We start from the raw sequence: 26,907 nt of genomic DNA, 5'->3' as shown, positions 1-26,907 counted from the left end.
GGATCAGGCCGGAGGTCGGCACCCCGGTGCCGGCGGTCACCAGCACGTGCTCGACGTCGGGTACCGGGTTGACCGAGGTACCACGCAGTTGGCGGACGCCCTCGGCGATGCCGTTCATGCCGTGGATATAGGCCTCACCGAGCTGCCCGCCGTGGGTGTTGATCGGGAGTCGACCACCGATCTCGATGGCACCGTCAGCGATGAAGTCTTTGGCCTCTCCCCAGCCGCAGAATCCCAACTCCTCCAACTGAATCAGGGTGAACGGCGTGAAGTGGTCGTAGAGGATCGCCGTCTGGATGTCCGCTGGCTTGAGGCCGGACTGCGACCACAGCTGCTTACCCACCAGGCCCATCTCCGGCAGTCCGTCGAGCTCCGGCCGGTAGTAGCTCACCATCGAATACTGGTTCGGGCTCGAGCCTTGGGCCGCTCCCTCGATGATGGCCGGCCGATTCTTCAGATCCTTCGCCCGCTCTGCTGAAGTGACGACGATCGCAACCGCGCCGTCCGTCTCCTGGCAGCAGTCCAGCAGCCGCAATGGTTCGGCGATCCACCGTGAATTCTGGTGTTCCTCAATCGTTATCGGCTTCTCGTAGAAGTACGCCTTGGGGTTGTTGGCGGCGTGCTTCCGATCGGCGACCGAGATGGCGCCGAAGTCCCGGCTGGTCGCACCCGACAGATGCATGTAGCGCTTGGCGATCATGGCTACCTGCGCGGCAGGTGTCGAGAGCCCGTGCGGGTACGAGAACGAGTTGTCCACGCCGGTGGAATCGGCGTTCTCCACCAACCGAAGCTGTACCTGGCCGAACCGCTGACCAGACCGTTCGTTGAAAGCGCGGTATGCCACAACGCAATCCGCGACACCGGTCGCCACCGCGATGGCTGCCTGTTGGACCGTCGCGCACGCCGCGCCACCGCCGTGGTGGATCTTGGAGAAGAACTTCAGCTCCCCGATGCCGATCGTCCGCGCGATGGCGACCTCGGTGTTGGAGTCCATCGTGAAGGTGACCATGCCGTCGACGTCACCCGGCGTCAGCCCGGCGTCGTCGAGCGCGTCCAGCACGGCCTCGGCGGCGAGCCGAAGTTCGCTGCGACCGGAGTTTTTCGAGAATTCGGTGGCGCCGATGCCGACGATCGCGGCCTTGCCGGAAAGTTCACCGGCCATCAGAACCCCCGATGGTCAACGTTGCGTTCGCGATGACGTGATCGCCAAGGCTGTTGCTACCAACGATTTTCAACGTGATCAAGCCGTCGTCGACCGCGGTGACCTCGCCTTTGAACGTCACCGTGTCGTAGGCGTACCACGGCACACCCAGCCGCAGACCGATCGACTTGATGAACGCTGAAGGGCCGGCCCAGTCGGTGATGTAGCGCTGGACCAGTCCGGTGTCGGTGAGGATGTTGACGAAGATGTCCTTGGAACCCTTGGCCTGTGCCTTGTCCCGGTCGTGGTGGACGTCCTGGTAGTCGCGGGTGGCGATCGCCGTCGAGATGATGAACGTAGGGTCGCCGTGCAAGGCCAGCTCCGGCAGCTTAGTGCCGACCTCGATTGTCGGGGCGCTCATGCGTCGGGCTCCCACGCGTACAGCGTCCAGGCCGGGCCGATGTCATTCGCGGGGAAGTCGATATACGTTGCCCTGACCGGCATTCCAACCTCCACGGTGGCGGGGTCGACGTTGCGTAGCTCGCCGAGCATCCGCACGCCCTCGTCCAACTCCACGAGCGCGATGACGAACGGCAGCGTACGGCCGGGCACCTTCGGGGCGTGATGCACCACGAAGCTGAACACCGTGCCTGTGCCGCCGGCCACCACGTAGTCAGTCGGGGCTTTCTTGTCCTGCCAGATGGCCGGCACTGGGGGGTGCTGCAGGCTGCCGTCGGGCCGCTTCTGGATCCGCAACTCGTGGGCCTTGACACCATCCCAGAAGAACTTGGTGTCCTTGGATTCCGAGGGCCGCATCATGGAATTGGCGTCGAGGTCCTCGGGCACCGCGCCGGTTGCGTTCTGCGATTCGCTGGGCTTGAATTTGAGTATCCGCCAGTTCATTTCGGCGACGTCTTCGTCGCCGACCCGCCAAACGATGTGCTGGTTGATGAACCAGCCCTCGCCCAGACCGGTTTGCTTGGGTCCGACCACGTCGCCCATCTCCGAGGAGATGCTGACTTCCTCGCCCGGTCGCAGGTACCGGTGATACGTCTGCTCGCAGTTCGTTGCGACCACGCCGATGTAGCCGTTGTCGTCCATCAGCTTCATGATCGGGCCCATGGGATCGTCGCTCGGGCGTTCACCACCCAGACCGAACATCGTCCACACCTGAATCATCGCCGGTGGGGCGACAATTCCGGGGTGGCCGACCGCACGCGCCGCGCGCTCATCCCGGTAGATGGGGTTGGTGTCGCCGATAGCTTCGACCCAGCTGTTGACCATCGGCTGGTTCACCGGGTCGCGGCCGACGCGCGGCTTGGCGACGACAGTGGCTTTGATCTCCGCAAGGGCCTCGTGGATATCTGTCATCTGGGCACCCTCGGCACTTTGAGGCCGGACGCCGCGATCATCTCGCGCATCACTTCGTTCACGCCTCCGCCGAAGGTAATCACCAAATTGCGCTTGGTCTGCGAGTCGAGCCAGTCCAGCAGTTCGGCAGTGTCCGACTCAGCCGGGTTGCCATACTTGCCGACGATCTCTTCGGCAAGTCGGCCGATGTACTGAATGCTCTCGGTGCCAAAGACTTTCGTCGACGCAGCATCGGCCACGTTGATTTCTTCGCCCGCGGCAGCCACCTGCCAGTTGAGTAGTTCGTTGACCCGCCACATGGAATAGATCTCACCAAGGGCCCGCTTGACGTCCTGGTGGTCGATCGGGGTGACCCCGTCGCCACCCGGCTTCGAAGCCCAGTCGTGCAGCCGGTCGTAGATACCAGCCGTGCGGCCCGCTGGACCGAGCATCACACGTTCGTTGTTGAGCTGGGTGGTGATCAGTCGCCATCCACCGTTCTCCTCGCCGACCAACATGTCGGCGGGCACGCGGACGTCGTTGTAGTACGTGGCGTTGGTGTGGTGGGCGCCGTCAGACAGAATGATCGGCGTCCAGGAATAGCCGGGGTCCTTGGTGTCGACGATCAGGATCGAGATACCTTTGTGCTTCACGGCTTCCGGGTCGGTGCGACAAGCCAGCCAGATGTAGTCGGCGTCGTGAGCACCGGTGGTGAAGATCTTCTGCCCGTTGACGATGTACTCGTCGCCGTGGCGGATGGCGGTGGTGCGCAGCGACGCCAGATCGGTGCCGGCCTCCGGCTCGGTGTAGCCGATCGCAAAGTGCAACTCACCAGCCAGGATCGACGGTAGGAACTTCTTTTTCTGCAGATCGCTGCCGAACTGCTGAAGGACCGGGCCGACGGTTTGCAATGTCACCGCGGGCAGCGGCACGTCGGCCCGATGCGCCTCGTTGACGAAGATCGACTGCTCGATTGGACCGAAGCCCAAGCCGCCGAACTCTTTTGGCCATCCGACGCCGAGCTTGCGATCCTGGCCCATCCGCCGGATCACGGCGCGGTACGCGTCGTTGTGCCGGTCCTTCTCCATCGCTTTCATCTCGTCGGATGAGATCAGGTTGGAAAAGTATTGGCGCAGTTCGGCTTGCAGCTGACGCTGCTCCGGGGTCAGTTCGATGAACATTGCGCTCCCACCAGGTCGAGACGATGCGATGGCCCGCCCAGCAGTCGGGTCAGGTCCTTGATCGTGGAGTAGTACCTGTGCATCGGGTAGGTGATGTCCATCCCCATGCCGCCGTGCAGGTGGTGGCAGATTTGCATCACCCGCGGCGCTTGCGAGGTAATCCAGTAGCCGAGCACGTCCAGGTCCGCACCGGCGTCGCGGCCCTCGGCCAGCCGCCAGATCACCGACGTCGACGCCAAATCGATGGTCCGCGAAGCGATGTAGACCTCGGCCAGCTGAGCGGCGACGGTCTGAAACGTGGACAGCGGCTTGCCGAACTGTTGGCGGTTCGCCACGTAGTCGGCGGTCAACCGTAACGCGCCGGCGACCAGGCCGGCGGTGTAGGCACCGATCGCGGCCAGGGCGAGTTGATTCACCCGCTGCGCCGTCGCTCCGGTGAGGACATCCTGGTCGGCCACCGCGACATCGGAGAACGTGACGACGTATTCGTCGGCCCCGTTGGATGTTGGGGTTTTCGCGATCTGCACGCCGTCGGACTTGGGCGATACCACGACGACGGCGCTGTCGGCGGTGACCAGCATCCACTCGGCGTTTTCGGCATAGCCGACACCGACTTTGGTTCCCGACAGCCGACTGTGCACGAAGGTCGTCGCGGGCCGGTCCGGCAGCGCCGTGCCGGGTTCGTTCAGCGCCGCGGTGAGCACGGAGCCCTTGGCCAGGCCGCTGAGATAACGGTCCTGCTGGTCGTCAGATGCCAAGTCCAGTAACGGAATCGCACCGAACCCGAGCGTTGCCAGCGCCGGGCCGATCAGGCCGTGGCGGCCGATCTCGGTCAGCGCCGTGGTGATCTCGGGCAAGCCGACACCGTCACCCCCCGTACGTTCGGGCACCGGCAAAGCCGTCACACCACCGGTGACGAGCGCCTCCCAGGAGTTGTCCCGGTCGAGTACCGAGGTGACGACATCGGCGACCGCTTGCTGCTCAGGATCCGGCGTGAAATCCATCAGCCGACGACCACGCTCTTGCCGGAGTAGTCGACCTGCCAATGCTTGATGCCGTTGAGCCAACCCGACCGCAGCCGTTCGGGTTCCGAGATCGGCTTGAGGTCCGGCATGTTGTCGGCGACGGCGTTGAAGATCAGGTTGATGGTCATGCGAGCGAGGTTCGCGCCGATGCAGTAGTGCGCGCCGGTGCCGCCGAAGCCGACGTGCGGGTTCGGGTCGCGCAGGATGTTGAAGGAGTGCGGATCCTCGAACACCTCCTCGTCGAAGTTGGCCGAGCGGTAGGACATCACCAGCCGCTGGCCCCTCTTGATCTGGACGCCGCCCAGCTCGGTGTCCTCGTTGGCGGTCCGCTGGAAGGCCGACACCGGCGTGGCCCAACGAACGATCTCGTCGGCGGCGGTCGACGGGCGTTCCTTCTTGTACAACTCCCATTGATCCGGGTTGTTCGCGAAGGCGATCATTCCGTGCGTGATCGAGTTGCGGGTGGTCTCGTTGCCGGCCACCGCCAGCATGATGACGAAGAAGCCGAACTCGTCATCAGACAACTTCTCCCCGTCGATGTCGGCCTCGATCAAGGTCGTGACGATGTCGTCGGTCGGGTTCTTGCCCCGCTCGTCGGCCATCGCCATCGCGTACATGATCAGTTCCATCGACGACTGCGCAGGATCGACATCGGCGAACTCGGGATCTTCGCCGCCGGTCATCTCGTTGGACCAGCGGAACAGCTTGTCGCGGTCGTCCTGAGGCACGCCCAACAGGCCGGCGATGGCCTGCAGCGGCAATTCGCACGACACCTGCTCGACGAAGTCGCCAATACCCGCGGTGGCCGCGTTCTTGGCGATGTTCTGCGCGCGCTGTGCGAGCTCTTCCTCCAGCCGACCGACCGCGCGGGGGGTGAAGCCCCGGGAGATGATCTTGCGCAGCCGGGTGTGGTGCGGGGCGTCCATGTTGAGCATGACGCTGCGCTGCAGTTCGACGTTCTCGCGCGTCATTTCCTTGGGCCAGGTCGGGATGGCGCCGTTCTGCCAACTGGAGAAGATGTCGCTGCGGCGCGACACTTCCTTCACGTCGGCGTGCCTGGTGAGGATCCAATAGCCGTTGTCCTCGAAGCCTCCGGTGCCGCCGGGCACGTCGACCCAGTGGATCGGCTCGGACTCGCGGAGCTCGGCGAGCTCCGTGACCGGAAGTCCGGCCAGGTTGACGTCGGGATCGAGGAAGTCGAACTCGGCGGGAATGTTGGGGGGTGCCATTAAGTATCTCCTGAACTACAACGTGTTCTAGTGCCAGTAAAACATGCTCTCGCCGCAGACCAAAAGGTGTCAGAGCATCGTCGCTTGTCAGGGTAATGAAACGTGTTCTAGCCTGACCTCATGGGTAACCCGGTAATTGTTGAAGCCACCCGCAGCCCTATCGGCAAGCGCGCCGGGTGGTTGTCAGGACTGCACGCCACCGAGCTGTTGGGCGCCACGCAGAAGGCGCTCGTGGAGAAGGCTGGTATTGACGCAGGCGACGTCGAACAGATCGTCGGCGGCTGCGTGACGCAGTACGGCGAGCAGTCCAACAACATCACCCGCGTCGGGTGGCTTGTCGCTGGGCTTCCCGAGCACGTGGGCGCCATGACCGTGGACTGCCAGTGCGGTAGCGGCCAGCAGGCCAACGGCCTTGTCGCGGGCCTGATCGCCGCGGGGGCCATCGACATCGGCATCGCGTGTGGCATCGAGGCGATGAGCCGGGTCGGCCTCGGCGCGAACGCCGGTCCAGACCGCGGCATCCTGCGGCCCGCCTCGTGGGACATCGACCTGCCAGATCAGTTCACCGCCGCCGAGCGGATCGCCAAGCGCCGTGGCATCACCCGCGAGGAGATCGACCAGTTCGGGTTCGACTCGCAACGCAAGGCCAAGCAGGCCTGGGCAGAAGGCCGCTTCGACCGCGAGATCAGTGGCATCGAGGCCCCGGTGCTCGACGAGAACAAGCAACCGATCAGTGACCGGCACGTTGTCACCAAGGACCAAGGCTTGCGGGACACCACGTTGGAGGGCCTGAGCCAGCTCAAGCCGGTACTCGAGGGCGGGATCCACACCGCGGGCACGTCGTCGCAGATCTCCGACGGCGCCGCAGCCGTGCTGTGGATGGACGAAGACAAAGCCAAGGCCCTCGGGCTGCGACCGCGGGCCCGCATCGTGAGCCAGGCGCTTGTCGGCGCCGAGCCGTACTACCACCTCGACGGCCCGGTGCAGTCGACGGCGAAGGTGCTCGAGAAGGCCGGCATGAAGATGGGCGACATCGACATCACCGAGATCAACGAGGCCTTCGCGTCCGTCGTGCTGTCCTGGGCGCGGGTGCACAACCCGGACATGGACAAGGTCAATGTGAACGGCGGCGCGATCGCATTGGGTCACCCGGTGGGCAGCACCGGCAGCCGGCTCATCACCACGGCGCTGCACGAGTTGGAGCGCACCGACCAGACCACCGCGCTGATCACCATGTGCGCCGGTGGAGCGCTGTCGACCGGCACCATCATCGAGCGCATCTAGACAGTGATAACGGACGAGGACCGCATCGCGGCGGCGCAGTCCTACATCGACGCGTTGGCCAGTCACCACGGTGACAAGGTGCCGTTCGCGCCGGACTGCGTTCGGATCGAGATGGGCATCAAGACCGGGTTTTCCGGAAACCACCTGCGGCGCAGCCTGAATCGCGGCCCACAGTTCCGGATCATCGAAGCCTGCACGCCGCCGAAGTTCGAGGTCGATGGCGACCGGGTGCGGGCGCGGTTCGACGTGATCACCAAACCCAGGCTCGCAGGACGGCGAGTATGCACACACGTCGACGAGACGTTTCTCATCGTGGACGGCAAGATCCGCCACATCGACGCCCAGATGCGCCCGTTCATTCAGCGAACCTAGGATCGTTGTCATGGCCGAAAAACAACGTCCGCGCTACATGGACATGCCGTTCGCCGACGTCTTCATGAAATGGATGTCCCGCCTCAACACCTTCATGTACCGCCGCAGCGGTGGTGAGGGACTGGGCAGCACGTTCCAGAACATTCCGGTCGCCCTGTTGACCACGACCGGGCGCAAGACCGGGCAGGCCCGGGTGTCTCCGTTGTATTTCCTTCGGGACGGCGACCGGGTGATCGTCGCCGCGTCGAAGGGCGGCGCCGTGAAAAACCCGCTGTGGTACCTGAACCTCAAAGCCGACCCGAAGGTTTCGGTCCAGATCAAAAAAGAAGTGCTCGACTTGACCGCACGGGACGCCACCGACGAGGAGCGCGCCCACTACTGGCCGCAACTGGTCACGATGTATCCGACATACGACGACTACCAGTCTTGGACCGACCGGACCATTCCGATCGTCATCTGCGATCCGCGGTGACGTGACGGCGCAGGCCGCGGTCTGGTGAAGGTTCTGATCACGGGGGGCACTGGGTTCGTGGGTGCGTGGACGGCGAAGGCCGTCCAGGACAGTGGGCACCACGTCAGATTTCTTGTGCGAAACCCCGATCGCCTGCATAGCAGCGCTGCGCGAATCGGCGTCGATGTAGGCGACCACGTCGTCGGTGACATCGCTGACTCAGACAGCACTGCCGCGGCGCTACGGGGTTGTGACGCCGTCATTCATTGCGCAGCAATGGTTTCCACCGACCCCGCCCGCAGCGAGGAGATGCTGCGCACCAACCTCGAAGGCGCCCGCAACGTGCTCGGAGGGGCAGCCGCCGCGAAGATGGATCCGATCATTCACGTCTCGAGTTTCTCGGCGCTGTTTCGCCCCGGTCTAGCGATGCTGCACGCGGACCTGCCCGTGGTCGGCGGGTCCGACGGGTACGGCAAGTCCAAGGCCATCGTCGAAGCGTATGCAAGAGGTCTTCAGGACGCCGGCGCGCCAGTGAACATCAGTTATCCCGGCATGGTGCTGGGACCACCTGCGGGTGATCAGTTCGGTGAGGCAGCGGAGGGCGTGCAGGCAGCGCTCAAGATGCGCGGTGTGCCCGGGCGCAGCGCCGCCTGGATCGTGGTGGACGTCCGCGACCTCGCCGCCTTGCACGTCGCACTGTTGCGGCCAGGTCAGGGCCCACGCCGATACATGGCCGGTGGCCGACGCATTGCGGTGGATCGCCTCGCATCCCTGCTCGGTGCCGCCGCTGATCGCAACCTGGTGGTGTATCCGGTCCCCGATGTCGGACTGCGCGCCCTGGGGCGCCTGTTCGACGTCATCGGCGATCATCTGCCGTTTGAGACTCCGATCAACTCCGCTGCGATGCAGTACTACACCCAGATGCCGCCCGCAGATGACACCCCTGCCGAGCGCGACCTCGGCATCACGCAACGGGACGCGGCGCAGACGCTCGCCGACACGGTCGACGGGCTGCAGGAGGTTGGCCGCATTTAGGTGCGCCCCACCGGCTTACCGAGAAGTCACCGACCGAACCATCCCGCTGGTGGTATGTGAACCGGCTTAAGTCAACCTGTGATTTGGCTTAAACCAAGCGGCTGGCTGCGGTAAATTGCTCGCTGCCACGCCCACGGCAGACGGAGAAGTGATGAGCAATCGAAATCGGCTCCGCTTTATCACCGTTGGGCTGCTCTCGACAGCCCTGATGTCGGTCGGACCGGCGCTGGCCTGGGCCGACGACGAGTCGATCGTGCTGGACTTCGTCCGGCACGGGGAGTCAATCGACAACAACGCGGGCATCATCGACACGACCCCACCCGGAACGGCGCTCGACACGACCGGCGAAGGTCAGGCGAGCGACGTCGCTACCGCAATCCAGCACGCGTTCGGGACCAACATCGCCGGGGTCTTCGACTCGCAGGAGCTGCGGACCCAGGAGACGGCGGCGCCGTTGATTACGCAGCTGATGGCCAGCGGAGACAACCCCATACTCAAGACATTCGAAGGACTTAACGAGATTCCCGCCGGCTCCTTCGAGGGCGACCCGACGACCGGCCTCGAGGGCATCCTGTACCTACTGGGCCCACTCTCCTGGACGATGGGCGATGTATTGGTCCCGGATATCGGCGACCCCAGCGTGAACGGGGTGACGTTCGACCAAGACTTCGGTGCCGCCGTCCAGTCGATCTATGACGGCACCGCGAGCGCGACCGGCACCCCGACCGACGTCGCGTTCTCCAGCGAAGGCGCGATCGCGGTCTGGACGCTGATGAACGTCAACAACCCCGACTTCTCCGTCCTCCTGCAGGAAGTAGAAGAGATCGGCGGCTTCCTACCCAACACCGGCCAGGTCGTCATCGAAGGCCAGCCCGGAGACTGGACGTTGGCCAGCTATGACGGGACACCGGTCCCGGCCGATCCCAGCTTGGGCACCGAGCTGTTCGTCGACTTCCGCAACCTGATCGAGGCCCCGCAATTCGCCGGCTACGACATCTACGAGGCACTGCTGACCGGTAATTCGGCGACGATCGATGCCGCGCTTCAGACCGGCCTCGGCCAAGTCGACGCGGCGCTGAGCCAGTTCCCGGTCGCGGTGTTCGACGATATCGTCACGGCCCTGGGCGGTACCGTCTGAGCCAATCTTGTTGACGGCGCACGAATTCCGCATTCACAACGCGGCCGTGCCCCGGCACGTAGATGGCGTCGGGTCCGCCAATCGCAAGAAGACGGTCGAGCGTGTCCGGCCACGCCGTCACATCGGAATCGGCATCGATTGCCGGGTCGCCGGATTCCTCGATGAGATCACCGGCGAAGATCACGGTCCGCTCGCCGGCGGCACCCGGCACTGAGACGACGAGATCCGCGTCGGTGTGGCCGCCCCCCGGCCGTGCGATGCTCACGTCGCGGTTCCCCAGATCGACGATTGCTTCGTTGACGGCGCGCTGGGGCGCCCGCAGTCCGGCGATCGCATGGTCGATTTCGGTGGCGTCTGCTCCGTAGCTCAGCGCATCGTCGCGAAGCTGAGCCATATCGGTGCTGAGGTAGTCCAAAACTTCCGGCGCACAGAAGATTTGAGCATCTGCGAATGCCCCGGAGCCCAACACGTGATCGAAGTGCTTGTGGGTCAACACCACGTGCGTCACGCCGCATCCGGCGATCACGCGCACGTCGTCATCGATAGCGTGCGCTTCGGTCAGCGTGGTACCGGTGTCGACCAGCAACGCTCCGGAACTGCCCTGGACCAGACCGACGGTGACGTCGAGAAACGGCAACCGACAACGATGCACGCTGTCGGTCAAGGACTCCCAGTCGAAGTGCACAAGTTGCCAGAGTAGGCCCCTGCACGAAGTCGGGCAGAGCGCCGAAATGAGCGCATCCCTCGAGAAAACCGGGTGGCGCTTCGTCGCTGTGCTGTGCTTCAGCCTGGGTTGATCACGGCCTGCGCTCCGCTTCTTCTGCCAGAGCTGCCGCTAACCGCGAATAGCTGGGCATAACGCGGAAAATTACTACAAACTGCGTGCGGTCCCCGGGGATTGACAAACGGCGGACGCGCTCGGCGCCTCCGTCACAAAAATCCGACCACCCCGGAGGTCCGACTCCTGGGGATCAGGCGCCGTAAACCGGAACCGGTGGCCGCGACTTGGCCAACAGGTCGGCGACCACGGGTCCCAACTCGGCGGGATCCCAGCGGGCGCCCTTGTCGATCTGCGGTCCGTGCGCCCACCCCTCGGCGACCCGGATCTTGCCGCCCTCGACCTCGAACACCTTGCCGGTGATGTCACGGGATTCGTTGCTGCCCAACCACACCACCAACGGTGAGATGTTCTCCGGAGCCATCGCGTCGAAGTCGTCGTCCTGGGTGGCCATCATGTCCGCGAACACTGTCTCGGTCATCCGGGTCCGGGCGGACGGCGCGATCGCGTTGACCGTGACGCCGTAGCGGCCCATTTCGGCGGCGGCGACCAGCGTCATCGCCGCGATGCCCGCCTTGGCGGCGCTGTAGTTACCCTGGCCGACACTGCCCTGCAGGCCCGCACCGGAGCTGGTGTTAATGATCCGCGCGTCAACGGTTTTGCCCTCTTTGCTCAGCCCGCGCCAGTAGGAGGCCGCGTGTCGCATGGCCGCGAAGTGACCCTTGAGGTGTACGGCGATGACGGCGTCGAACTCCTCTTCGCTGGTGTTGGCCATCATCCGGTCGCGCACGATGCCGGCGTTGTTCACCAGCACGTCCAGGCCACCGAAACTGTCGACGGCGGTCTGGACCAGAGCGGCGGCCTGATCCCAGTCCGCGATGTTGGAGCCGTCGGCGACGGCTTCGCCTCCGGCAGCGGTGATCTCATCGACGACACTCTGGGCCGCACTGCCACCACCGGCGGGCGATCCGTCCAAGCCCACGCCGATGTCGTTGACCACGACGCGTGCGCCCTCCGCGGCGAAGGCCAAGGCGTGCGCGCGCCCGATACCGCCGCCCGCTCCGGTGACGATGACGACGCGGCCGTCGACTATTGCCATACCCGTGACTCCTCTACTTGATCGCGTTTGCGTTCGTGGTGGCCAGATAGTGGGGGGGTTCGCCGCCACCGTGCACCTCTAGTGAGGCGCCGCTGATGTAGGCCGCCGCGTCCGAGGCCAGAAACGCTGCGGCCCAACCGACATCGGTAGGTGTGGCGAGCCGTCCGAGTGGCACGTTCTTCGAAATCGCGGCGATCGATTCGGCGTCGCCGTAGAACAGCTCCGCCTGCTCGGTCTCGACCATGCCGACCACGCAGGCGTTCACCCGCACCTTCGGGCCCCACTCCACCGCCAGCGTCTGGGTGAGACTTTCCAGACCCGCCTTGGCCGCCCCGTAGGCGCCGGTGCCCGGTGACGGCCGCCGGCCGCTGAGGCTGCAGATGTTCACGATCGACCCGCCACCTGGCTGGTTTTGCATCGTCTCGTTGGCGTACTGGGAAACCGACAGTGCGCCAATCAGATTGAGCTCGATGATTTTGCGATTGAACTTCGCGCTGGATTCCGCCGTCAAAACGAACGGCGAACCTCCGGCATTGTTGACGACCACGTCGAGGCGGCCGTGCCGGTCGACGATCGCGTCGACCATCGCCTTGACCGCGTCGTCGTCGCGGATGTCGCAGGGGTGGAATTCGTAGGGCAGGCCTTCAACCGCTCGCCGAGCACAGGTGACAACGGTGGCACCCTGCTGGGCGAAAACGCCGCTGATCCCGGCACCTACCCCTCGAACGCCGCCGGTCACCAGCACAACCCGGCCGCTGAGCCCGAAGCTGAACGCGGGGCCTCCATCGGCTTGGGTCACTGTGCTAGCGTACCAAGCAAGTGCTTGCTTAGGTAATCGTCCCCCAAGGAAGTGGTCGAGGATCTCGATGACTATTACGTCGCGCACCGTCGAACCGGGGATCGTCGCGGTCACCGTCGACTTTCCCCCTGTCAATGCCATCCCATCACGCGGCTGGTTCGAACTCGGCGAGGTGCTGACCGCCGCCGGCAACGATCAGACCACTCACGCGGTGATCCTGCGCGCCGAGGGCCGCGGATTCAACGCCGGGGTCGACATCAAGGAGATGCAGCGCACCGAGGGCTTCACCGCGCTCATCGACGCCAACCGCGGCTGCTTCGCCGCCTTCCGCGCGGTCTACGAGTGCGCGGTCCCGGTGATCGCCGCGGTCAACGGATTCTGCGTCGGAGGCGGCATCGGCCTGGTGGGCAACGCCGACGTCATCGTGGCCTCCGAGGACGCGACGTTCGGACTGCCGGAGGTGGAGCGCGGCGCGCTGGGCGCAGCGACCCACCTGTCCCGATTGGTGCCGCAGCACATGATGCGGCGGCTGTTCTTCACCGCGGCCACTGTCGACGCCGCCACCCTGCACCACTTCGGTTCGGTCCACGAGGTGGTGCCGCGCGAGGAACTCGACGAAGCCGCCCTACGGGTGGCGCGCGACATCGCCGCCAAAGACACCCGCGTCATCCGCGCGGCCAAGGAGGCCCTGAACCTGATCGACGTACAGCGGGTCAACTCCAGTTACCGCATGGAGCAAGGCTTTACCTTCGAGCTCAACCTGGCCGGGGTGGCCGACGAGCACCGCGACGCGTTCGCCGGCACCGCGAAGGGCAAAAAAGAGTGAGCGACAAACGAACCACCCTCGACGACGCCGTGGCGCAACTGCGCAGCGGCATGACGATCGGTATCGGCGGTTGGGGATCGCGGCGCAAGCCCATGGCGTTCGTCCGGGCCATGCTTCGCACCGACGTCAAGGACTTGACCGTAATAACCTACGGCGGACCGGATTTGGGGCTGCTCTGCTCGGCCGGCAAGGTCAAACGCGTTTACTACGGGTTCGTCTCGCTGGACTCGCCGCCGTTCTACGACCCGTGGTTTGCCAAGGCCCGTAGCGGCGGAACGCTTGAGGCACGCGAAATGGACGAGGGCATGCTGCGGTGCGGATTGCAGGCTGCGGCGCAGCGGCTGCCGTTCCTGCCGATTCGCGCCGGCCTGGGCAGTTCGGTCCTGGACTTCTGGGAAGGCGAGTTGCAAACAGTGACCAGCCCCTACCCGCCGCCGGCTGGCGGACACGAGACGCTGCTTGCGATGCCTGCGCTGAACCTGGACGCCGCGTTCGTCCATCTCAACCTCGGCGACGAACGGGGTAACGCCGCCTATACCGGCATCGACCCCTACTTCGACGACCTGTTCTTGATGGCCGCCGAGCGGCGCTACCTTTCGGTAGACCGCGTCGTCTCGACCGATGAACTGGTCAAAGCCGTTCCGCCGCAGGCGTTGCTGGTGAACCGGATGATGGTTGACGGAGTCGTGGAAGCGCCGGGTGGCGCGCACTTCACCACCGCGGCACCGGATTATGGCCGCGACGAGAAATTCCAACGGCACTACGCCGAGGCCGCGGCAACCGACGAGGGCTGGCAGACGTTCGTGCAGACCTATCTGTCCGGCGGCGAAGCCGAATACCAGGCGGCCGTGCGTAAGTTCGCAGAGGAGGCGTCGTCGTGACCGACACCGCGAGTACCCGCGCCGAAGTGTGCGCGGTCGCCTGCGCCGACTTGTTCCGCGACGCGGGCGAGATCATGGTCAGCCCGATGACGAACATGGCCTCGGTCGGCGCTCGACTGGCCCGGCTGACGTTCTCCCCCGACATCCTGCTGACCGATGGCGAGGCGCAACTGCTGGCCGACACCCCGGCACTCGGCAAGACCGGACCCGTCGAAGGCTGGATGCCGTTCGGCCGGGTGTTCGAGACGCTGACCTGGGGACGACGGCACGTGGTGATGGGCGCCAATCAGGTTGACCGCCACGGCAATCAGAACATCTCCGCATTCGGGCCGCTGCAGCAGCCGAAGCGACAGATGTTCGGTGTCCGCGGAGCACCGGGTAACGCCGTCAACCATGCGACGAGCTACTGGGTGGGCAACCACTCCAAGCGGGTGTTCTGCGAGACCGTCGACGTGGTCTGCGGCGTCGGCTGGGACAACGTGGACACCGACAACCCGGCCTTCCGGTTCGCCAACACGTACCGGGTGGTGTCCAACCTCGGCGTGTTCGACTTCGGCGGACCGGAGCGCACGATGCGGGCGCTGTCGCTGCACCCAGGCGTCTCGGCCGATGAGGTCCGCGAGAACACCTCGTTCGAAATACACGGTCTGGACGGCGCGGACCAGTCCAGGCTGCCGACCGACGACGAGTTGAGACTGATCCGCGAGGTCATCGACCCTAAAGCATTGCGCGACCGAGAGATACGTTGATGATTATTCCGCCTCCTCCTGCCTCTTTTCGATCGCACTGCTCCGTTTATCGTCGGCGGTGGCTATGAAACTGCGCACGCCCCTGACCGAGCTGATCGGTATCGAACACCCGGTGGTGCAAACCGGGATGGGCTGGGTGGCCGGCGCGCGTCTTGTCGCGGCGACTTCCAACGCGGGCGGACTGGGCATTCTGGCCTCGGCCACCATGACACTGGACGAACTCGCCGTCGCGATCGGAAAGGTCAAAACGGCCACCGACAAGCCGTTCGGTGTCAACATTCGTGCCGACGCCGGTGATGCCGGCGACCGCGTGGACCTGATGATCCGCGAAGGCGTCAAGGTCGCATCCTTCGCATTGGCACCCAAGCAGGAGTTGATCAGCAAGCTGAAAGACGCCGGCTCAGTGGTCATTCCGTCGGTAGGCCTGGCCAAGCACGCCCGCAAAGTGGCCTCCTGGGGTGCCGACGCGGTGATCGTCCAGGGCGGCGAAGGCGGCGGGCACACCGGGCCGATCGCCACGACGCTGCTGCTGCCCTCGGTTCTCGATGCGGTCAGCATTCCGGTGATCGCCGCCGGTGGCTTTTTCGATGGCCGCGGGCTCGCGGCGGCATTGTCGTACGGCGCCGCCGGAGTGGCGATGGGCACCCGCTTCCTGCTCACCTCGGATTCCACCGTGCCCGACGCGGTCAAGCAGCGCTATCTGCAGTCCGCACTCGACGGCACCGTCGTCACCACACGCGTCGACGGCATGCCGCACCGCGTGCTGCGCACCGGCCTCGTCGAGAAGCTGGAAAGCGGCTCTCGAGCAAGGGGTTTCACCGCTGCCATCGGCAACGCCGCGAAGTTCAAGAAGATGTCGCAGATGACTTGGGCCTCGATGATTCGCGACGGCCTCGCGATGCGGCACGGCAAGGACCTGTCCTGGTCGCAGGTGGTGATGGCCGCCAACACGCCGATGTTGCTCAAAGCCGGCCTGGTTGAGGGGAACACCGATGCCGGGGTGCTGGCGTCCGGCCAAGTGGCCGGCATCGTTGAGGACCTGCCGTCCTGTGCCGAGTTGATCGATGCGATCGTGGCCGATGCCGTCAAGCATCTGCAGTCGGCGGTTGCCTTCGTGCAATAACGTCAGGACTCCACCACAAGCAGGGTGTGCCCGGTCGGGTCGCGGAACCAGAACATGGGTGGAACCGGCTCGCCCGCTCGTGACACCTGCGCATCGACGTCGACACCGAGTTCCTTCATCTTCGCGTGGGTGGCGTCGATGTCGCTGGTGGTCAGCGTGATACCGGTGTTGGTCGGCAGCGGCCCGTAGTCCGGCGGGGGTGGCGCAAGGGCGATTCCGGTGGTGCCCTCGGGTGGGTAGACCTCGATCCAGCGGTAGCCGCCGCCGAACGGCTGGTCCGTTCTCTTCTCGAATCCGAGTGACTCGTAGAACGCTACCGCCTTGTCCTGCTCGACCGTCGGCACGCACACCAGGCTGATCGTCGTCAGGCCAGTTGTCGTGATGGTCATTTCGCTCCTCCGGGTTGGTTGGTTTCTGCCATGCCAGCGCCGTACGCGCGGGCGATGTCTTGCGATTCGGCCCAGCGGCTGTAGGTGGGTGACTGCGGCCAGCCCTCTGGAGAGTCCTGCCACTCCTCCTGCCGGCCGTACGGCAGTAGATCGATCAACGCGAACGAGTGGCTCAGCTGCTCGGTTCCGCGGCCATTGGTATGCCAGGTCCGGTAGACCTGATTCCCATCGCGGAGAAAGACATTCACCGCGAATCCGCCGCTGGGTGGGGCGCCGACATCGGTGCCGAACGAGCTGTTCGCGGTGGAGTACCAGGTCATCTTGTTGCCCACTCGTCGCTTGTAGGCGAGTGCTTCGTCGATGGGTCCTTGGGTAACGATCACGAACCGGGCGTCGTAGCTGTCCAGGAACTCCAGCCGGGTGAACTGCGAGGTGAAGCCGGTGCAACCCGAGCACTGCCACTCTTCATCGGAAGACCACATGTGGCTGTACACGATCAGCTGCGATTTGCCGTCGAAAATCTCGGCCAGACTCACGGGTCCGTTCTCGCCTTCCAGGACGTAGTCCGGCATCGCCACGATCGGCAGCCGTCGTCGCTGCGCCGCGATGGCGTCAAGCTCACGGGTGGCCGCCTTCTCCCGGACACGCAGGGCTTCCAATTCGCGCTGCCAGACTTGCTCGTCCACCACGGGCGGCAATCCTGAGGTCGTCACAACAATCCCCTCCGATGTCGATGTTTACGCCGTCAACATGCTAATGTTCACACCGTACACTTCGGCTTCGAGGAGGGTCAAGAGTTGGCTACCTTGAAGACCGGTTACCACCACGGGGACCTGCGCACGGCATTGATCGACGCCGGCCTGGCCCTCACCCGGACCGGCGGGCCAGAAGCCCTCACCATCCGGGAAGCGACTCGGCAATCGGGAGTTTCACCCAACGCCGCGTATCGTCACTTCGCCGATCGTGAAGCCCTGCTCGGCGCGGTTGCCAGCGCAATCCAACATCGGATGGTGGCGCGGATGCAGGGTTCGTCGCGCCGGCGCGGCGCGGCGGATCAACTCCGTGCGGTCGGGACGGGCTACATCAAATTCGCGCTCGATGAGCCGGGGTGGTTCGCGGTGGCCTTTTTCGGAGCGGTCGACCCCGATGAAACTGGGGGTGCTCCACCGTATCTGGCGTTGGTCGATGCGCTGGACGCGATGGTGGCCGCGGGGGTACTCGCCCCCGAACGACGCGATGGCGCCGAATGGCCTTGCTGGTCCGCGGTGCACGGGTTCGCCGAACTCGCCCTGCGCGGGCCGTTGCGTCGTGCGCCCCGCCGGCAGGTGGAGTTGCTTGCGGCCCGCACGGTCGACGACATCATTGCCGGGGTTACGCGGCGAGCGTGAAGCCAGTGCGCAAAGGCGGCGGGAACGGGTCAGCCAAGCGGTAGCGTCAGTTGTTGCGGGTTGTGACAGGAGGCATCCATGAAGCGCTGCGTCGTGGGAGGCCTGGCTGCCCTGCTGATGGCCGGGGCGCTGATCGACTCAGCGCCGCCGGCCGGTGCCGGGTGCATATACGGCGGGCCTGTGCTCAGCAAGTGCGATGGGCCGGTCCAGCCTGACGGCACCTGGCAGCGTTGCGTAGCAACTACTCACCTGTCCTACCAAGGCGCCAGCTCCTTCCTCATACCCGAAAAGAGCTGCGACTCGATGGGGCCTGATCTACATCCCGGCGGTTTCGGTTTCGCCGACCCACCGATGCACATCGACTGAGCCGGAACGAATTACAGCCGCTCGATGATCGTGACGTTGGCGGTGCCGCCGCCTTCGCACATGGTCTGCAGGCCGTAACGACCGCCGGTGCGCTCCAGTTCGTTGAGCATGGTGGTGAAAAGCTTTGCGCCGGTTGCGCCTAACGGGTGGCCCAGTGCGATCGCACCCCCGTTGGGGTTGACCTTCTCCGGGTCGGCCTTGATCTCCTTGAGCCAGGCCAACACGACCGGCGCAAACGCCTCGTTGATTTCGACGGTGTCGATGTCGTCGATGGACAGGCCGGTCTTCTCGAGCGCGTAGCGGGTGGCCGGGATCGGACCGGTGAGCATGAAGACCGGGTCGGCAGCGCGGGCGCTGATGTGGTGGATACGCGCACGCGGCGTGAGCTTGTGGTCCTTGACCGCCTGCTCGGAAGCCAACAGCACCGCGCTGGCGCCGTCGGAAATCTGACTGGCCATCGCCGCGGTCAGGCGGCCCCCTTCGACCAGCGGCTTCAGGCCGGCCATCTTCTCCAGTGACGACTCACGCGGACCCTCGTCGACGCGAAACGCACCGTGTTCGGTTTCCACGGCGATGATCTCGTTGTCGAAGTGGCCGCCGCGGATCGCGCCGAAGGCGCGCTCGTGGCTGGTCAGCGCGTACTGCTCCATCTCCTCGCGAGACAGGTTCCACCTTTCGGCGATCAACTCCGAGCCCCGGAACTGCGAGATTTCCTGATCGCCGTATCGGTGCAGCCACTGCTTGGATTCATTGGTCGGCGAGGTGAAGCCGAATTGCTCGCCGACGATCATGGCCGACGAGATCGGGATCTGGCTCATGTTCTGCACGCCGCCGGCCACGATCACCTCCGCGGTGCCCGCCATGACCGCTTGCGCACCAAAGGAAATGGCCTGCTGGCTGGAACCACACTGTCGGTCAACGGTAACGCCGGGAACCTCTTCGGGGTAACCGGCGGCCAGCCAGGAGAGCCGGGCGATGTTGCCGGCCTGTCCTCCGATGGCGTCGACGCAGCCGGCGATCACGTCGTCGACAGCGGCGGGGTCGATGTCGACCCGGTCCAGCAGCCCCCGCCAGCCGAGCGCGCCCAGGTCGACGGGATGCACGCCGGCCAGCGACCCATTTCGCTTACCAACGGCAGTGCGCACAGCGTCGATGACATACGCCTGATTGCTCGAGGCCATTTCAGACTCCTTCTTTGGTGATTCCACCTAGGACGATAGCGAGGTACTGCTGACCCACCTGTTGCGCGGTGAGCGGTCCACCGGGTTGATACCAGCGGACCGACACCCAGGTGGTGTCACGGATAAATCGGTAAACCAGGTCGACGTCGAGGTCGGGACGCAGATAACCCTCCTCGATGCCCTGGTGCAGCACGTCGACCCACATCTTGCGTTGCTGCTTGTTCAGGTCCTCGAGGTAGGAGAACCGCGGCTGTGGCAGCAAGCGCTTGGCCTCGTCCTGATAGATGACGACCTGGGCATGCCGATGCTCGATGGCGTCGAACGACGCCATGAACAGCCCCTTGAGTCGCTCCAGCGGATTCGAGTGCGTGTCAACGATTTCCCGGTAGCGAGCGAAGAGCCAGTCCATGAAATTCCGCAGCACTTCGTCGACCATTTCTTCCTTGGAAGAGAAATGGTGGTACAGGCTGCCGGAGAGGATACCCGCGCTGTCGGCGATATCACGCACGGTGGTCGCCCGTAACCCGCGTTCGGCGAACATCTTCGCGGCGAGTTCCAATAACTCGTCGCGACGGCTGTTCGGCGGGCTGAGTTCGGTCATGGGTGCTGACTCGATACCGAAATCACTTCTCCAGTAAGGTAACTGGAGTATTCACTGGCCAGGAAGGCGATGGTGGTGGCCACTTCCCACGGCTCGGCGGCGCGGCCGAACGCCTCGCCGGCCGACAGCTGATCGAGCAGTTCTGTCGAGCTGGTCTTGTCGAGGAACTTGTGTCGGGCAATGCTGGGCGACACCGCGTTGATCCGCACCCCGTATTCGACGGCTTCGATTGCGCTGCACCGCGTCAACGCCATCACGCCGGCTTTGGCCGCCGCGTAGTGGGACTGCGAGTGCTGTGCCCGCCAGCCGAGCACGCTGGCGTTGTTCACGATGACGCCGCCGTGATCAGCGTCGCGGAAATACCGTAGCGCCGCCCGGGTGGTCCGCAGCACCGATGTCAGGGTGACGTTCAGGACGCGGTCCCACTCGTCGTCGGTCATGTCGACGACCGGAGTCTGACCGCCCAGGCCGGCGTTGTTGACCAGCACGTCGATCCGGCCCAACCGTGCGGTGGTGGATGCGATCAGGGCGTCGACCTGCGCAGTGGACGTAACGTCGCACACCACGCTGTCAACCCGGCCCAGTCCCAGTGCGGACAGTTCGTCACGGGTTTCGCCGAGCCGTCGTTCGTGATGATCGGAGACGACGACGTCGGCGCCTTCGGCGAGCGCACGCCGGGCGGTCGCCGACCCGATTCCAGTGCCGGCCGCGGCCGTGACAATCACGACCTTGCCTTTCAGAAGCCCGTGTCCGGCAACTTCTTTCGGCGCACCGGCGAGCGTCATCGAGCCTCCCTCGGTAGACCGAGCACGCGCTCGGCGATGATGTTGCGCTGAATCTCGTTAGAGCCCCCGTAGATGGTGTCCGCGCGGGTGAACAGGTAGAGCCGCTGCCATTTGTCGAAGTCGCCGCCGGTCAGCACCAGGCCCGCCTTACCCTTCACGTCCATCGCTATCTCACCGAGATCACGATGCCAGTTGGCCCACAACAACTTCGAGACATTGTCTTGGCCGGGCTGTTCGACGTCCATGGTCGCCAACGCGTAGGAACGCATCGCCCGCAGGCCGGCCCAAGATCGGGTCAGGCGTTCGCGAATAAGCGGATCATCAGCGGCCCCAGTGCTTTTGGCGAGCTCGACGATGGCACTCAGCTCACGGGCGTAGACGATCTGTTGGCCGAGTGTGGACACACCGCGCTCGAAGGTCAGCGTTCCCATCGCGACCCGCCAGCCATCACCGGGTTGACCGACCACGAGATCGGCGTCGGTCCGGGCGTCGTCGAAGAAGACCTCGTTGAACTCGGAGTCACCGGTCAGCTGGACGATCGGGCGGACCTCGACCCCCGGCTGGTCGAGCGGGACGAGCAGATACGACAAGCCGGCGTGACGCTTGGAACCTTTTTCGCTGCGCGCCACCACAAAGCACCACTGCGCCCAGTGCGCCAGCGACGTCCACACCTTCTGGCCGTTGATGACCCACTCGTCGTCGTCGAGCACCGCGGTGGTGGACACGTTGGCCAGGTCGCTGCCGGCACCGGGTTCGGAGTAGCCCTGCGACCACAGTTCGGTGACGTCGAGAATCCGCGGCAGAAACCGCTGCTGATGCTCGGGCGTGCCGAAGGCGATCAGCGTCGGGCCCAGCAGTTCTTCGCCGAAGTGGTTCACCTTGGCGGGCGCGTTGGCGATCGCGTATTCCTCGTAGAACGCCACCCGATGAGCAACCGACAGGCCGCGACCGCCGTGCTCGACCGGCCAGCCCAGGCAGGTCAGGCCCGCCTGCGACAGGTGCTGGTTCCAGGCCCGCCGCTCCTCGAACGCCTCGTGCTCGCGACCGGGCCCGCCGAGCCCCTTGAGCGCGGCGAAGTCACCGACCAGGTTCTCGGCCAGCCAATCGCGGACCTCGGACCTGAACTCCTCGACGCCTTGCACCCTTGTAGGCTAACCTACCAAGCACTTGCTTTGTTAGGCCCCGGCGATGACGGGCCCTGCAGCGGCGTAGATCAGCCGGGCAATAAGCACCAAGGAGTTCGATGTCGAGCCATCCGCAGACCATTCCTGCGGCGCTGGACCACATCGCTCGCCAGCTTCCTGACCACAACGCGCTGGTCACAGCGGATCGAACCCTCACCTTCGGCGAATTACGGAACGAAGTGCGACGCGCGGCGGCGGCGATGATAAGCATCGGCGTGCAGACCGGCGATCGAGTGGCGATCTGGTCCCCGAACACCTGGCACTGGGTGGTTGCCTGCCTGGCCACCCACTATGCCGGCGCCACCGTGGTACCGCTGAACACCCGCTACACCGCGGCAGAGGCCTCCGACATCCTGGCCCGCACCGGCGCGCCGTTGCTGGTGGCAATGGGCGAGTTCCTCGGGTCGGACCGAGTCGGCGACCTCGACCGCGCCGCATTGCCCGATCTGCGGCACATCGTGCGGGTACCCGTAGAAAGCACAGCGCCTTTCGACGACGGCACGTGGGACGAATTCATGAGCCACGGAGCTGATGGCCGGGCACTCGAGGCGGCTGACGCCCGCGCGGCGGCGGTCCGGCCCGACGACGTCTCCGACGTCTTGTTCACCTCCGGCACCACCGGCCGCAGCAAAGGCGTGCTGTGCGCACACCGGCAGTCACTGGCCGGTTCGGCGTCGTGGGCCGCCTGCGGCAAGATCACCAGCGATGACCGCTACCTCTGCATCAACCCGTTCTTTCACAACTTCGGCTACAAGGCCGGAATCCTCGCCTGCCTGCAGACCGGCTCCACGCTGATCCCGCAGCTGACCTTCGACGCCGAGCAGGCATTGCGCGCGGTCGCCGAACACCAGATCACCGTGCTTCCCGGACCGCCGACGATCTACCAAACCCTGCTCGACCATCCCGCCCGTAGCCGCTACGACCTGAGCTCGCTGCGGTTCGCGGTCACCGGCGCGGCGACAGTGCCGGTGGTGCTGATCGAGCGGATGCAGACCGAACTCGACATCGACATCGTGCTGACCGCCTACGGCCTGACCGAATCCAACGGAATGGGCACCATGTGCCGCGCCGACGACGACGCGGTCACGGTGGCCACCACCTGCGGGCGGCCGATCGCGGAATTCGAACTGCGTATCGGCGATCACGGAGAGGTGTTGCTGCGCGGTCCCAATGTGATGCTCGGCTACCTCGACGATCCGGATGCGACCGCGGCGACCGTGGACACCGACGGCTGGCTGCACACCGGCGACATCGGAAAGCTTGATCCCGCAGGCAATCTCCAGATCACCGACCGGCTGAAGGATATGTACATCTGCGGCGGCTTCAATGTCTATCCCGCCGAGATCGAGCAGGTGCTGGCCCGGCTGGACGGTGTGCTGGACTGCGCGGTGATCGGCGTACCCGACGAGCGACTCGGCGAAGTCGGCCGGGCGTTCCTGGTGACACGACCCGACTCCGGGCTCGACGAGAAAACGGTGATCGCTTACACCCGCGAGTACCTGGCGAATTTCAAAGCTCCACGTTCGGTGAGGTTCGTCGGCACGCTGCCGCGCAACGCCGGCGGCAAAGTGGTCAAACCGCTACTGCGAGAGATGGCGTGATGGATCTGCAATTCGACGACGAGACGCTGAAATTCCAGCACGAGGTGCGCGACTTCCTGACGTCACACCGGGACGCGTTTCCGACCCACTCGTATGACACCGCGGAAGGTTTTGAGCAGCACCGCCGCTGGGACAAGGTGCTTTTCGACGCGGGACTGTCGGTGATCACCTGGCCGCAAAAGTACGGTGGCCGCGATGCGACACTGTTGCAGTGGGTGGTCTACGAGGAGGAGTACTTCCGGGCCGGCGCGCCCGGCCGGGCCAGCGCCAACGGTACCTCGATGCTGGCGCCGACGTTGTTCGCGCACGGCACCGAAGAGCAGCTGGATCGGGTGTTGCCGAAAATGGCCAGCGGCGCAGAGATCTGGGCGCAGGCTTGGTCGGAGCCCGAGTCCGGCAGCGACCTGGCCTCGTTGCGCTCGACCGCGACCCGCACCGACGGCGGCTGGCTGCTCAACGGTCAGAAGATCTGGAGCTCGCGAGCACCGTTCGGCGACAGGGCGTTTGGGTTGTTCCGCTCCGATCCCGAGGCGCAGCGCCACAGTGGCTTGACGTATTTCATGTTCGACCTGAAGGCAGACGGGATCACCGTGCGGCCGATCGCCCAACTCGGCGGCGATACCGGGTTCGGCGAGATCTTCCTCGACAACGTCTTTGTGCCTGACACAGACGTGATCGGCCAGCCGAACGACGGTTGGCGGGCGGCGATGAGCACGTCGAGCAACGAGCGCGGGATGTCGCTGCGCAGCCCGGCCCGGTTCCTGGCCTCCGCCGAGCGGCTGGCCGAATTATGGAAAGACAACAGCGACAGCGCCTTCGGCGATCGGGTTGCCGACGCCTGGATCAAGGCACAGGCCTATCGGCTGCACACCTTCGGCACCGTCACCCGGCTGGCCGGCGGTGGCGAACTCGGCGCAGAATCCTCGGTGACCAAGGTGTTCTGGTCCGACCTCGACGTGGCGTTGCACCAGACCGCGTTGGAGATCCGCGGCGCCGACGGTGAACTCGCCAACGCCTGGACGGACGGATTGCTGTTCGCATTGGGTGGCCCGATCTATGCGGGCACCAACGAGATTCAGCGCAACATCATTGCTGAACGGCTGCTGGGACTGCCCCGGGAGAAATCCAGATGAGATTCGATCTTGACGAACAGCAGCGCGACTTCGCCGCAAGCATCGACGCGGCGCTGGCGGCTGCGGACGTGCCGGGTGCGGTGCGCGCGTGGGCAGCCGGCGATACCGGCCCCGGCCGCAAGGTCTGGGCGCGGCTGGCCGACCTGGGCGTCACCGCGCTGGCGGTTCCAGAGCGATTCGACGGCATCGACGCGCACCCGGTCGACCTGGTCGTCGCGTTCGAACGGCTCGGCCGCTGGTGTGTACCCGGACCGGTCGCTGAATCCATTGCGGTAGCGCCACTTTTGCTCGCCGAGGACGAGAGGTGTGCGGCGCTGGCCACCGGGGAACTGGTCGCCACCGTCGCGATCCGGCCGCAGGTGCCCCGCGCTGTGGACGCCGATGCAGCCGGACTGGTCCTGGCAGCCGAAGCCGATGGCTGGGTCAGCGAAGCGCACGTGGGCGAACGGCATGAGTCCGTCGATCCCAGCCGCCACCTGTTCGACGCCGACGCGGTGTGCGAAGCATGGCAGGCCGATGTGGCACGCGCGTACGAGTTCGGCGCGCTGGCCACCGCCGCGCAGCTGGTCGGCGCGGGCCAGGCTCTGCTGGACGCCGCGGTCGACTACGCCAAGCAGCGCGCCCAGTTCGGCCGGGTCATCGGTTCGTATCAAGCGATCAAACACAAGCTGGCCGATGTGCATATCGCGCTCGAGTTGGCCCGTCCGCTGGTGTACGGCGCCGCGCTGTCGCTGGCCGATCGGTCGCCTGACACGGCCCGCGACGTGAGTGCGGCCAAGGCGTCCGCGTCGGATGCCGCATTGTTGGCCGCCCGGTCGGCGCTGCAGACGCACGGCGCCATCGGGTTCACCGCCGAGCACGATTTGTCGCTGTGGCTGCTCAGGGTGCAGGCGCTGCGATCGGCCTGGGGCGACCCGGCGACGCACCGGCGACGGGTTCTGGAGGCACTGTGAGTGACGAACGGGAACTGCTGCGTGACACCGTCGCGGCGCTGGTGTCCAAGCACGCCGCCCCTGCCGCGGTTCGCGAGGCGATGGAATCCGAACGTGGCTATGACGAATCACTGTGGCGGCTGCTCTGCGAGCAGGTCGGCGCGGCGGCTCTGGTAGTGCCCGAGGAATTCGGTGGCGCCGGCGGCACTCTGGGTGACGCCGCGGTCGTCCTCGAAGAACTCGGCAAGGGCTTGGTGCCCAGCCCGCTGCTCGGCACCACGCTCGCCGAGCTGGCCCTGCTGGCCGCAGACCGGCCCGACGCCGACGCGCTGGGTTCGCTGGCCGAGGGTGCTGCGATCGGCGCGGTGGTGTTCGACGCCGCCTACGTCATCAACGGCGATGTCGCCGACGTCGTCATCGCGGCCCACGACGGCAAGCTCGACCGATGGACGGAATTCAGCGTCGAGGCGCTCCTGCCCATGGACCCCACCCGCCGACTGGCCCGGCTCACACCAAAGAGCACAGCTCCACTCGGCACGGATCCCGGTGTCGCCGATGCCGCGGCGATACTGCTGGCCGCCGAACAGATCGGCGCCGCCACCCGCTGCCTCGACCTGACCGTCGAATACACCAAGGAGCGTCAGCAGTTCGGTCGGCCGATCGGCAGCTTCCAGGCGCTCAAGCACCGGATGGCCGATCTCTACGTCGCCGTGCAGGCGGCCCGCGCCGTGGTGAACGACGCCGCGGATGCCCCGTCACCGACCTCAGCGGCGCTGGCCCGCTTCGCGGCCACCGAGGCATTCAGCACGGTCGCCGCCGAAGGCATTCAACTGCACGGCGGTATCGCGATCACCTGGGAACACGATATGCATCTGTATTTCAAACG

The 26,907-nt window shown here is 65.3% G+C and carries 30 protein-coding genes; 15 read left to right on the top strand and 15 right to left on the bottom strand.

The annotated features are described in order from the left end of the window. From WAN02_RS25615 to WAN02_RS25590, 6 genes are all read right to left on the bottom strand, one after another. Window positions 1-1,162, bottom strand: a 1,162-nt coding sequence (locus WAN02_RS25615; protein WP_422267670.1) for a lipid-transfer protein, incomplete at its 3' end; no start/stop codon positions are given. Further along, a complete protein-coding gene (locus WAN02_RS25610) occupies window positions 1,152-1,562 on the bottom strand; it encodes a MaoC family dehydratase (RefSeq protein ID WP_422267668.1) in 411 nt (136 codons plus the stop codon). The genes WAN02_RS25615 and WAN02_RS25610, both read right to left, overlap by 11 nt. After that, window positions 1,559-2,512, bottom strand: a complete 954-nt coding sequence (locus WAN02_RS25605) for a bifunctional MaoC family dehydratase N-terminal/OB-fold nucleic acid binding domain-containing protein (RefSeq protein ID WP_422267666.1) — start codon at window positions 2,510-2,512, stop codon at window positions 1,559-1,561. Before WAN02_RS25605 ends, WAN02_RS25610 begins: the two co-directional genes overlap by 4 nt. Next, window positions 2,509-3,672, bottom strand: a complete 1,164-nt coding sequence (gene fadE29 / locus WAN02_RS25600) for an acyl-CoA dehydrogenase FadE29 (RefSeq protein ID WP_422267664.1) — start codon at window positions 3,670-3,672, stop codon at window positions 2,509-2,511. Before fadE29 ends, WAN02_RS25605 begins: the two co-directional genes overlap by 4 nt. Continuing rightward, on the bottom strand, window positions 3,657-4,676 hold the full coding sequence (locus WAN02_RS25595; protein WP_422267662.1) for an acyl-CoA dehydrogenase family protein: 1,020 nt from the start codon (window positions 4,674-4,676) through the stop codon (window positions 3,657-3,659). The genes fadE29 and WAN02_RS25595 overlap by 16 nt, the downstream gene beginning before the upstream one ends. Further along, complete coding sequence (locus tag WAN02_RS25590; RefSeq protein ID WP_422267660.1) at window positions 4,676-5,926, bottom strand: cytochrome P450; 1,251 nt, start codon at window positions 5,924-5,926, stop codon at window positions 4,676-4,678. The genes WAN02_RS25595 and WAN02_RS25590 overlap by 1 nt, the downstream gene beginning before the upstream one ends. Window positions 5,927-6,046: 120 nt before the next feature. On the opposite strand from WAN02_RS25590, the gene WAN02_RS25585 reads away from it, so the two are divergent. The 5 genes from WAN02_RS25585 to WAN02_RS25565 all read left to right on the top strand — a co-directional run bounded on the left by WAN02_RS25585 (window position 6,047) and on the right by WAN02_RS25565 (window position 10,206). Further along, window positions 6,047-7,210 (top strand): steroid 3-ketoacyl-CoA thiolase, encoded by a 1,164-nt coding sequence (locus WAN02_RS25585; RefSeq protein WP_422267658.1) that lies wholly within the window; start codon window positions 6,047-6,049, stop codon window positions 7,208-7,210. 3 nt (window positions 7,211-7,213) lie between these two features. Next, window positions 7,214-7,582 (top strand): hypothetical protein, encoded by a 369-nt coding sequence (locus WAN02_RS25580; protein WP_422267656.1) that lies wholly within the window; start codon window positions 7,214-7,216, stop codon window positions 7,580-7,582. 37 nt (window positions 7,583-7,619) lie between these two features. Then, the gene (locus WAN02_RS25575; RefSeq protein WP_422267674.1) at window positions 7,620-8,054 is read left to right on the top strand and encodes a nitroreductase family deazaflavin-dependent oxidoreductase; all 435 of its coding nucleotides are present in this window, start codon (window positions 7,620-7,622) and stop codon (window positions 8,052-8,054) included. A 24-nt stretch (window positions 8,055-8,078) separates the two neighbouring features. After that, complete coding sequence (locus tag WAN02_RS25570; RefSeq protein WP_422267654.1) at window positions 8,079-9,068, top strand: NAD-dependent epimerase/dehydratase family protein; 990 nt, start codon at window positions 8,079-8,081, stop codon at window positions 9,066-9,068. 151 nt (window positions 9,069-9,219) lie between these two features. Then, complete coding sequence (locus WAN02_RS25565; RefSeq protein ID WP_422267652.1) at window positions 9,220-10,206, top strand: histidine phosphatase family protein; 987 nt, start codon at window positions 9,220-9,222, stop codon at window positions 10,204-10,206. On the opposite strand, the gene WAN02_RS25560 is transcribed toward WAN02_RS25565, so the two are convergent. From WAN02_RS25560 to WAN02_RS25550, 3 genes are all read right to left on the bottom strand, one after another. Continuing rightward, a complete protein-coding gene (locus WAN02_RS25560) occupies window positions 10,181-10,891 on the bottom strand; it encodes an MBL fold metallo-hydrolase (protein WP_422267650.1) in 711 nt (236 codons plus the stop codon). The genes WAN02_RS25565 and WAN02_RS25560 overlap by 26 nt on opposite strands. A 286-nt stretch (window positions 10,892-11,177) precedes the next feature. Next, the gene (locus WAN02_RS25555; protein ID WP_422267648.1) at window positions 11,178-12,083 is read right to left on the bottom strand and encodes an SDR family oxidoreductase; all 906 of its coding nucleotides are present in this window, start codon (window positions 12,081-12,083) and stop codon (window positions 11,178-11,180) included. Between the two features lie 13 nt (window positions 12,084-12,096). Further along, window positions 12,097-12,882, bottom strand: coding sequence for an SDR family oxidoreductase (locus WAN02_RS25550; RefSeq protein WP_422267646.1), 786 nt, complete (start codon window positions 12,880-12,882; stop codon window positions 12,097-12,099). Window positions 12,883-12,949: 67 nt separating this feature from the next. Here WAN02_RS25550 and echA20 point away from each other — a divergent pair, with 67 nt between their 5' ends. The 4 genes from echA20 to ipdC all read left to right on the top strand — a co-directional run bounded on the left by echA20 (window position 12,950) and on the right by ipdC (window position 16,461). Then, window positions 12,950-13,708, top strand: coding sequence for a (7aS)-7a-methyl-1,5-dioxo-2,3,5,6,7,7a-hexahydro-1H-indene-carboxyl-CoA hydrolase (echA20, locus tag WAN02_RS25545; protein ID WP_422267644.1), 759 nt, complete (start codon window positions 12,950-12,952; stop codon window positions 13,706-13,708). Continuing rightward, window positions 13,705-14,589, top strand: a complete 885-nt coding sequence (gene ipdA, locus WAN02_RS25540) for a cholesterol ring-cleaving hydrolase subunit IpdA (protein ID WP_422267642.1) — start codon at window positions 13,705-13,707, stop codon at window positions 14,587-14,589. The genes echA20 and ipdA overlap by 4 nt, the downstream gene beginning before the upstream one ends. After that, the gene (ipdB, locus tag WAN02_RS25535) at window positions 14,586-15,338 is read left to right on the top strand and encodes a cholesterol ring-cleaving hydrolase subunit IpdB (protein ID WP_422267640.1); all 753 of its coding nucleotides are present in this window, start codon (window positions 14,586-14,588) and stop codon (window positions 15,336-15,338) included. The genes ipdA and ipdB overlap by 4 nt, the downstream gene beginning before the upstream one ends. A gap of 64 nt (window positions 15,339-15,402) precedes the next feature. Then, window positions 15,403-16,461, top strand: a complete 1,059-nt coding sequence (gene ipdC, locus WAN02_RS25530; RefSeq protein WP_422267638.1) for a (3aS,4S,5R,7aS)-5-hydroxy-7a-methyl-1-oxo-octahydro-1H-indene-4-carboxyl-CoA dehydrogenase — start codon at window positions 15,403-15,405, stop codon at window positions 16,459-16,461. Window positions 16,462-16,463: 2 nt separating this feature from the next. Here the strand turns inward: ipdC and WAN02_RS25525 are convergent, their stop codons facing one another. Together WAN02_RS25525 and WAN02_RS25520 are read right to left on the bottom strand one after the other, a co-directional pair. Continuing rightward, the gene (locus WAN02_RS25525) at window positions 16,464-16,850 is read right to left on the bottom strand and encodes a VOC family protein (RefSeq protein WP_422267636.1); all 387 of its coding nucleotides are present in this window, start codon (window positions 16,848-16,850) and stop codon (window positions 16,464-16,466) included. After that, window positions 16,847-17,563 (bottom strand): DUF899 domain-containing protein, encoded by a 717-nt coding sequence (locus WAN02_RS25520; RefSeq protein WP_422267634.1) that lies wholly within the window; start codon window positions 17,561-17,563, stop codon window positions 16,847-16,849. The genes WAN02_RS25525 and WAN02_RS25520 overlap by 4 nt, the downstream gene beginning before the upstream one ends. 84 nt (window positions 17,564-17,647) lie before the next feature. Here WAN02_RS25520 and WAN02_RS25515 point away from each other — a divergent pair, with 84 nt between their 5' ends. Together WAN02_RS25515 and WAN02_RS25510 are read left to right on the top strand one after the other, a co-directional pair. Continuing rightward, complete coding sequence (locus tag WAN02_RS25515) at window positions 17,648-18,238, top strand: TetR/AcrR family transcriptional regulator (RefSeq protein WP_422267632.1); 591 nt, start codon at window positions 17,648-17,650, stop codon at window positions 18,236-18,238. Window positions 18,239-18,316: 78 nt separating this feature from the next. Then, window positions 18,317-18,604 carry a CDGP domain-containing protein gene (locus WAN02_RS25510; protein ID WP_422267630.1) on the top strand — a complete coding sequence of 96 codons (288 nt, stop codon included), beginning with the start codon at window positions 18,317-18,319 and terminating at the stop codon, window positions 18,602-18,604. A gap of 11 nt (window positions 18,605-18,615) precedes the next feature. Here WAN02_RS25510 and fadA6 read toward each other — a convergent pair whose 3' ends face one another. Genes fadA6 through ipdE1 form a run of 4 tightly spaced genes read right to left on the bottom strand, consistent with a single transcriptional unit; the run spans window position 18,616 to window position 22,313 of the window. Next, window positions 18,616-19,785 carry a steroid 3-ketoacyl-CoA thiolase FadA6 gene (fadA6, locus tag WAN02_RS25505; protein ID WP_422267628.1) on the bottom strand — a complete coding sequence of 390 codons (1,170 nt, stop codon included), beginning with the start codon at window positions 19,783-19,785 and terminating at the stop codon, window positions 18,616-18,618. Window position 19,786: 1 nt separating this feature from the next. Further along, window positions 19,787-20,386 carry a TetR family transcriptional regulator KstR2 gene (gene kstR2 / locus WAN02_RS25500; protein WP_422267626.1) on the bottom strand — a complete coding sequence of 200 codons (600 nt, stop codon included), beginning with the start codon at window positions 20,384-20,386 and terminating at the stop codon, window positions 19,787-19,789. Continuing rightward, window positions 20,383-21,171, bottom strand: a complete 789-nt coding sequence (ipdF, locus tag WAN02_RS25495; protein WP_422267624.1) for a (5R,7aS)-5-hydroxy-7a-methyl-1-oxo-2,3,5,6,7,7a-hexahydro-1H-indene-carboxyl-CoA reductase — start codon at window positions 21,169-21,171, stop codon at window positions 20,383-20,385. The genes kstR2 and ipdF overlap by 4 nt, the downstream gene beginning before the upstream one ends. Continuing rightward, window positions 21,168-22,313 (bottom strand): acyl-CoA dehydrogenase IpdE1, encoded by a 1,146-nt coding sequence (gene ipdE1, locus WAN02_RS25490; protein ID WP_422267622.1) that lies wholly within the window; start codon window positions 22,311-22,313, stop codon window positions 21,168-21,170. The genes ipdF and ipdE1 overlap by 4 nt, the downstream gene beginning before the upstream one ends. A 101-nt stretch (window positions 22,314-22,414) precedes the next feature. On the opposite strand from ipdE1, the gene fadD3 reads away from it, so the two are divergent. The 4 genes from fadD3 to WAN02_RS25470 form a co-directional block, all read left to right on the top strand. Continuing rightward, window positions 22,415-23,956 (top strand): 3-((3aS,4S,7aS)-7a-methyl-1,5-dioxo-octahydro-1H-inden-4-yl)propanoate--CoA ligase FadD3, encoded by a 1,542-nt coding sequence (fadD3, locus tag WAN02_RS25485; protein WP_422267620.1) that lies wholly within the window; start codon window positions 22,415-22,417, stop codon window positions 23,954-23,956. After that, window positions 23,956-25,089 carry an acyl-CoA dehydrogenase family protein gene (locus tag WAN02_RS25480; protein WP_422267618.1) on the top strand — a complete coding sequence of 378 codons (1,134 nt, stop codon included), beginning with the start codon at window positions 23,956-23,958 and terminating at the stop codon, window positions 25,087-25,089. Before fadD3 ends, WAN02_RS25480 begins: the two co-directional genes overlap by 1 nt. Further along, on the top strand, window positions 25,080-26,042 hold the full coding sequence (locus WAN02_RS25475; RefSeq protein ID WP_422267672.1) for an acyl-CoA dehydrogenase family protein: 963 nt from the start codon (window positions 25,080-25,082) through the stop codon (window positions 26,040-26,042). Before WAN02_RS25480 ends, WAN02_RS25475 begins: the two co-directional genes overlap by 10 nt. Beyond that, on the top strand, window positions 26,039-26,907 hold an 869-nt coding region (locus WAN02_RS25470; protein ID WP_422267617.1), incomplete at its 3' end, for an acyl-CoA dehydrogenase family protein. The genes WAN02_RS25475 and WAN02_RS25470, both read left to right, overlap by 4 nt.

Origin of the sequence: Mycobacterium sp., from assembly GCF_049281135.1 — a bacterium.
Taxonomy (GTDB): Bacteria; Actinomycetota; Actinomycetes; order Mycobacteriales; family Mycobacteriaceae; genus Mycobacterium.
Note: the sequence above shows the minus strand (reverse complement) of the source record. Positions and strands in the feature narration are given on the sequence as shown.

What these genes read in the sequence shown, in the direction of transcription:
- ipdF (WP_422267624.1), bottom strand. Translation starts at nt 21,171, where the DNA reads ATGACGCTCGCCGGTGCGCCGAAAGAAGTTGCCGGACACGGGCTTCTG.
- WAN02_RS25595 (WP_422267662.1), bottom strand. Translation starts at nt 4,676, where the DNA reads ATGGATTTCACGCCGGATCCTGAGCAGCAAGCGGTCGCCGATGTCGTC.
- WAN02_RS25605 (WP_422267666.1), bottom strand. Translation starts at nt 2,512, where the DNA reads ATGACAGATATCCACGAGGCCCTTGCGGAGATCAAAGCCACTGTCGTC.
- WAN02_RS25565 (WP_422267652.1), top strand. Translation starts at nt 9,220, where the DNA reads ATGAGCAATCGAAATCGGCTCCGCTTTATCACCGTTGGGCTGCTCTCG.
- fadD3 (WP_422267620.1), top strand. Translation starts at nt 22,415, where the DNA reads ATGTCGAGCCATCCGCAGACCATTCCTGCGGCGCTGGACCACATCGCT.
- kstR2 (WP_422267626.1), bottom strand. Translation starts at nt 20,386, where the DNA reads ATGACCGAACTCAGCCCGCCGAACAGCCGTCGCGACGAGTTATTGGAA.
- fadE29 (WP_422267664.1), bottom strand. Translation starts at nt 3,672, where the DNA reads ATGTTCATCGAACTGACCCCGGAGCAGCGTCAGCTGCAAGCCGAACTG.
- WAN02_RS25555 (WP_422267648.1), bottom strand. Translation starts at nt 12,083, where the DNA reads ATGGCAATAGTCGACGGCCGCGTCGTCATCGTCACCGGAGCGGGCGGC.
- echA20 (WP_422267644.1), top strand. Translation starts at nt 12,950, where the DNA reads ATGACTATTACGTCGCGCACCGTCGAACCGGGGATCGTCGCGGTCACC.
- WAN02_RS25610 (WP_422267668.1), bottom strand. Translation starts at nt 1,562, where the DNA reads ATGAGCGCCCCGACAATCGAGGTCGGCACTAAGCTGCCGGAGCTGGCC.
- WAN02_RS25585 (WP_422267658.1), top strand. Translation starts at nt 6,047, where the DNA reads ATGGGTAACCCGGTAATTGTTGAAGCCACCCGCAGCCCTATCGGCAAG.
- WAN02_RS25590 (WP_422267660.1), bottom strand. Translation starts at nt 5,926, where the DNA reads ATGGCACCCCCCAACATTCCCGCCGAGTTCGACTTCCTCGATCCCGAC.
- WAN02_RS25575 (WP_422267674.1), top strand. Translation starts at nt 7,620, where the DNA reads ATGGACATGCCGTTCGCCGACGTCTTCATGAAATGGATGTCCCGCCTC.
- WAN02_RS25480 (WP_422267618.1), top strand. Translation starts at nt 23,956, where the DNA reads ATGGATCTGCAATTCGACGACGAGACGCTGAAATTCCAGCACGAGGTG.
- WAN02_RS25510 (WP_422267630.1), top strand. Translation starts at nt 18,317, where the DNA reads ATGAAGCGCTGCGTCGTGGGAGGCCTGGCTGCCCTGCTGATGGCCGGG.
- fadA6 (WP_422267628.1), bottom strand. Translation starts at nt 19,785, where the DNA reads ATGGCCTCGAGCAATCAGGCGTATGTCATCGACGCTGTGCGCACTGCC.
- ipdC (WP_422267638.1), top strand. Translation starts at nt 15,403, where the DNA reads ATGAAACTGCGCACGCCCCTGACCGAGCTGATCGGTATCGAACACCCG.
- WAN02_RS25525 (WP_422267636.1), bottom strand. Translation starts at nt 16,850, where the DNA reads ATGACCATCACGACAACTGGCCTGACGACGATCAGCCTGGTGTGCGTG.